The 5528-nt window shown below is 66.0% G+C and carries 3 protein-coding genes; 1 reads left to right on the top strand and 2 read right to left on the bottom strand.

Annotated features, from left to right (window positions below; genetic code table 11):
- Window positions 1–120: 120 nt before the first annotated feature.
- Window positions 121–2412 (bottom strand): NADP-dependent malic enzyme, encoded by a 2292-nt coding sequence (locus O0J73_RS21340; protein ID WP_006468371.1) that lies wholly within the window; start codon window positions 2410–2412, stop codon window positions 121–123.
- Window positions 2413–2642: 230 nt separating this feature from the next.
- A complete protein-coding gene (locus O0J73_RS21345; protein ID WP_006468434.1) occupies window positions 2643–3986 on the bottom strand; it encodes a dicarboxylate/amino acid:cation symporter in 1344 nt (447 codons plus the stop codon).
- Window positions 3987–4320: 334 nt separating this feature from the next.
- Between O0J73_RS21345 and O0J73_RS21350 the strand changes: the two genes are divergently transcribed.
- Window positions 4321–5487, top strand: coding sequence for a porin (locus O0J73_RS21350; protein ID WP_008268245.1), 1167 nt, complete (start codon window positions 4321–4323; stop codon window positions 5485–5487).
- The last annotated feature ends 41 nt before the right edge of the window (window positions 5488–5528 follow it).

Genomic DNA, 5528 nt, shown 5'->3' on the forward strand with positions numbered 1-5528 from the left:
TGGTGGTGGTGGACGTGATTGCGGTTGCCGGCCAGCGGCCGGCACGACCCGTTTCCGCCTTGCGGAAACAGAAACGCGCCCCGTAGGGCGCGCTTCTGCAGCTGGAATCGGGAAGAAGGCTTATGCCTTCTTTTCCGCTTCCAGCTGCTTGCGGATCTGCGCATCGACCGCCGCGATGGCCGTCATGTTCAGGATCCGGCGCGAGGTGGCGCTGGTGGTCAGGATGTGCACCGGCTTGTTCACGCCCATCAGGATCGGGCCGATCGCCACACCGTCGGTGAACACACGCACCAGGTTGTAGGCGATGTTGGCCGCTTCCAGGTTCGGCAGCACGAACAGGTTGGCGCGGCCCTGCAGGGTCGAGCCCGGCAGCAGCTTCTGGCGCAGCGCTTCATCCCACGCGGTGTCGCCCTGCATTTCGCCGTCCACGTTCAGGCGCGGGTTGCGCTTGAGCAGCAGCTCGCGCACCTGGCGCATCTTCAGCGCGTCCTTCGAATCATGGCTGCCGAAGTTGGAATGCGACAGCAGCGCCACCTTCGGTTCGATGCCGAACAGCTTCATGCGGTAGGCCGCCTGCAGCGTGGCTTCGCACAGCTGCTCGGCGGTCGGATCTTCCTGCACGTGGGTATCGACGAAGAAGAACACGCCCTGCTGGTTGATCACGCCGGTCATCGCCGAGGTCGAGGTGACCTTCGGCTCCAGTGGCAGCACGCTGCGCACGTAACCCAGCTTCTTGTGGAAGCGGCCGACGATGCCGGTCAGCATCGCATCGGCTTCGCCACGCGCCACCATCACCGCGGCGATCAGGGTCGGGCGCGAACGCATCAGGTTCTTCGCCGCGGCCACGGTCACGCCACGACGGCCGGTCAGGCCGTGGTAGTACTGCCAGTACTCGTTGAAGCGCGGGTCGTCGTTGATGTTGGTGACTTCAACGTTCTCGCCGATCTTCAGGCGCAGGCCGAGGCGTTCGATGCGCGACTCGATCACTTCCGGGCGGCCGATCAGGATCGGGTGCGCCAGGCCGTCATCGACCACGTTCTGCACCGCCTGCAGCACCACTTCCTCTTCGCCTTCGGCATACACCACGCGCTGCTTGTCGCTGCGCGCGCGGTCGTAGACCGGCTTCATCATCAGGCTGGTGCGGTAGACGAACTGGGCCAGCTTGTCGCGGTAGGCGCCCATGTCGGCGATCGGACGCGCAGCCACGCCCGAATCCATCGCGGCCTGGGCCACGGCAGCCGACAGCTCCACCAGCAGGCGGCGGTCGAACGGGCGCGGAATCAGGTATTCACGGCCGAAGCTCGGGGTCTCGCCACCATAGGCCGAGCCCATGTCGGTGGCGGCACGGCGTGCCAGCGCGGCGATGGCGCGCACGCAGGCGATCTTCATTTCTTCGTTGATCGCGGTCGCGCCCACGTCCAGCGCACCACGGAACAGGTACGGGAAGCACAGCACGTTGTTGACCTGGTTCGGGTAGTCCGAACGGCCGGTGCCGATGATCGCGTCCGGACGCGCGGCACGCGCCACTTCCGGCATGATTTCCGGGGTCGGGTTGGCCAGCGCGAAGATCACCGGATCCGGCGCCATGGTCTTGACCATCTCGGCGGTCAGGATGCCCGGTGCGGACAGGCCCAGGAAGATATCGGCGCCGTCGACGATCTCGGCCAGGGTGCGCTTGTCGGTGTCGCGCGCATAGCGCTGCTTTTCCGGATCCAGGTCGGTACGGCCGGTATGGATCACACCCTCGCGATCGAAGGCCAGGATGTTCTCCGGCTTCAGGCCCAGCTGCACCAGCATGTTCACGCAGGAAATGCCGGCCGCGCCCATGCCCGTGGTCGCCAGCTTCACGTCCTCGATCTTCTTGCCGGTGATCGCCATCGCATTGAGCACGGCTGCGCCGACGATGATCGCCGTGCCGTGCTGGTCGTCATGGAACACCGGGATCTTCATGCGCTCGCGCAGCTTGCGCTCGACCACGAAGCATTCCGGCGCCTTGATGTCTTCCAGGTTGATGCCGCCGAAGGTCGGCTCCAGCGAGGCGATGATGTCGACCAGCTTGTCCGGGTCGGTTTCATCCACTTCGATGTCGAACACATCGATGCCGGCGAACTTCTGGAACAGCACGCCCTTGCCTTCCATCACCGGCTTGCCGGCCAGCGCGCCGATGTTGCCCAGGCCCAGCACCGCGGTGCCGTTGGAGATCACCGCCACCAGGTTGCCGCGCGCGGTCAGCTCGCTGGCCTGCTGCGGGTCGGCCTTGATCGCTTCACAGGCGTACGCCACGCCCGGCGAATACGCCAGCGACAGGTCGCGCTGGGTCAGCATGGGCTTGGTAGCGGAAACCTTGATCTTGCCGGGCGGAGACATCCGGTGGTAATCGAGGGCGGCCTGTTTGAAATCTTCGTTGGACATCGATGTGGGTTACATGAATGGGCAGAAGGGACAGGGGATGATACCCCCGTTGGAGCGTCTGGACCTGTCGCTATCCTGTCGCAGGCATGCTGCGACCGCACAATTCCGTGCCGTATGCGACCAGACCTTGATACCAGCTTCGACGCCTCGCGTGACAGCCGTGGGACGCCTTGAAACGCCGCGGGGCCGTACCACTGTCGTGATCGGCCCCGCGGTACCACACACCTGGATCAGCCCTTGGCCGGCAGCGCCTCGGGCAGCGCATCCACCGGCGGCGGCAGCTCGCTTTCGCGGCCATCCAGCGCCAGCTGCAGGCGGTTGCGGTCCAGTGCGCCTTCCCAGCGCGAGACCACCACGGTGGCCACGGCATTGCCGATGAAGTTGGTCAGCGAGCGGCATTCGCTCATGAAGCGGTCCACGCCCAGGATCAGCGCCATGCCGGCCACCGGCACTTCCGGCACCACCGCCAGGGTGGCGGCCAGGGTGATGAAGCCGGCACCGGTAACACCGGCCGCGCCCTTGGAGCTGAGCATGGCGACCAGCAGCAGGGCGATCTGGTGGCCCAGGGTCAGTTCGGTGTTGGTGGCCTGGGCGATGAACAGCGCGGCCAGGGTCATGTAGATGTTGGTGCCATCCAGGTTGAACGAGTAGCCGGTCGGGACCACCAGGCCCACCACCGACTTGCTGCAGCCGGCCCGTTCCATCTTCTCCATCAGCGACGGCAGCGCCGACTCCGACGAGGAGGTGCCCAGCACCAGCAACAGTTCGGCCTTCAGGTAGCGCGCCAGCTTGAACACCGAGAAGCCGCACAGGCGGCAGACCAGGCCCAGGATGACCGCCACGAACAGGAACGCGGTGAGGTAGAACGAGCCCACCAGCCAAGCCAGGTTGATCAGCGAACCGACGCCGTACTTGCCGATGGTGAAGGCGATCGCACCGAAGGCACCGATCGGGGCGGCCTTCATCAGGATGTGCACCAGCTTGAACACCGGGGCGACCAGCGCCTCCAGGAAGTTCAGCACCGGCTTGCCCTTCTCGCCCACCATCGCAAGCGCGATGCCGAACAGCACGGCCACGAACAGCACCTGCAGGATGTTGCCGTCGACGAAGGCGCTGAGCAGCGTCTTCGGGATGATGTCCATCAGGAAGCCGACCAGGGTCAGGTCATGCGACTTCTCGACGTAGCTGTGCACCGCGGTCTGGTCCAGCTCGGCAGGGTTGATGTTCATGCCGGCGCCGGGCTGCACCACGTGCGCCACGATCATGCCGACGATCAGCGCCAGCGTGGAGAAGAACAGGAAGTAGGCCATCGCCTTGGCGAACACCCGGCCCACGGTGCGCAGGTGGGTCATGCTGGCGATGCCGGTGACGATGGTCAGGAAGATCACCGGGGCGATGATCATCTTCACCAGGTTGATGAAGGCGTCGCCGAGCGGCTTCATCTTCTCGCCGATCAGCGGTTCGTAGTGGCCGAGGATGGCGCCCAGGACGATCGCCACGATCACCTGGAAGTACAGCTGGCGATAGATCGGCAACGGCTTTGCAGGCGCCGGGGCTGCGGTCGGGATGTGCATGGCGTACTCCGGAAGGGGCGTTTTCAGGCACGTACGGCCCCCGGGACAGCACGGGAACCGTTACCGTGGAAACTGATCGCGGGCCCCGTGCTGCATGCACGGGGGGGTGCGACCAATGGACGCCTTTGTACGCGCCAGGCACGCCGGCGCAGATAACCTATTGGTACTAGCCCCCCGGTTCAGGCGGCCACGGTGCCTACACTGGCGCCGCACCGCCCGATCACGGGGAGGCCGGTGGCCCAGGCTGAACGGCCGGGCGTGTCCTTGCGAAAGTTCCGGCCCTTGCGGCCGTTGATGTCCTGTCCACACGCAATCCGAGAGAGCCGCACCCAACATGCGCCCGATTCCCACCTTGCTGGCCCTGTCGCTGGCCGCCCTTCCCGCCTTCGCTTCGGCAGCGGATTTCGACAACTGGCCGACCAAGTACACCTTCGGCGATGGCACCGAGCTGGCCGCCACCGCCAACATCGCCTACGACTACAACGACTTCTCCTCGGCCAGCGGCCTTGAGGACGATGATGCCGTGCGCCGCAAGGAATTCGGCGCAACGTTGAAGAAGAAGGGCGTCTACGACGCGATGGTCTACTACGACTTCCAGGCCGACACCTGGCTGGACGTGTTCGTGCGCTTCGAGAGCAAGGCGTTCTTCGGCCGCGACGTGGGCCGTTTCCGTTTCGGCTACATGAAGACCCCGGTTGGCCTGGACGCGAACACCTCCTCGCGTGCCGGCAGCTTCCTGGAAACCGCGCTGCCGGTGCAGGCGTTCTACGCCGGCCGCCGTACCGGCGTGGAATGGGTGCTGGAGCGTCCGCAGTACCTGCTGCAGGCCGGCGCCTATGGCGGCAAGGACCTGCAGGGTGACAACCCCGGCACCACCCAGGCGGTCCGCGCGGTGTGGACGCCGGTGAAGGCGCCGGGTGATGTGATCCACCTGGGCGTGGCCTACTCGCAGGAAAATCCGCGCGGCTACAGCGATGGCCGCGATGTGCACCACGAAGCCAGCGCACGCCTGCGCGCACGTCCGGAAGCCGGCCTGACCGACATCCGTTACGTCGACTCCGGCGCGCTGGTCACCGCCGACCAGATCCGCCGCACCGGCCTGGAAGGCATCTGGATCCGCGGCCCGTTCTCGCTGCAGGCCGAAGCCCTGCAGGCCACCGTTACCCGCAAGGGCCTGCCCGACTACACCGGCAGTGGCCAGTACGCGATGGCCAGCTGGGTGCTGACCGGCGAATCGCGCCCGTACAACGCCGGTGCCGTGGCCAACATCAAGCCCGCGCACAACTACGGCGCGGTCGAACTGGTGGCACGCTACAGCCGCCTGGACCTCGACGACGGCAGCATCCTCGGTGGCCGCCAGCACGACCTGACCCTGGGTGCGAACTGGTACCTCACCAGCCACTTCAAGTTCCAGGCCAACTACGTGAAGGTCGACGCCAGCCGTCGTGGCGTGCACAGCACGCCGGAAATCTTCGAGCTGCGCGCGCAGATGCACTTCTGACCCCTTCCACGTCAGACCCCGGCGGGCGTGCATGCCACGCC

It is taken from the genome of Stenotrophomonas sp. Sm6012, from assembly GCF_030985895.1.
Taxonomy (GTDB): domain Bacteria; phylum Pseudomonadota; class Gammaproteobacteria; order Xanthomonadales; family Xanthomonadaceae; genus Stenotrophomonas; species Stenotrophomonas forensis.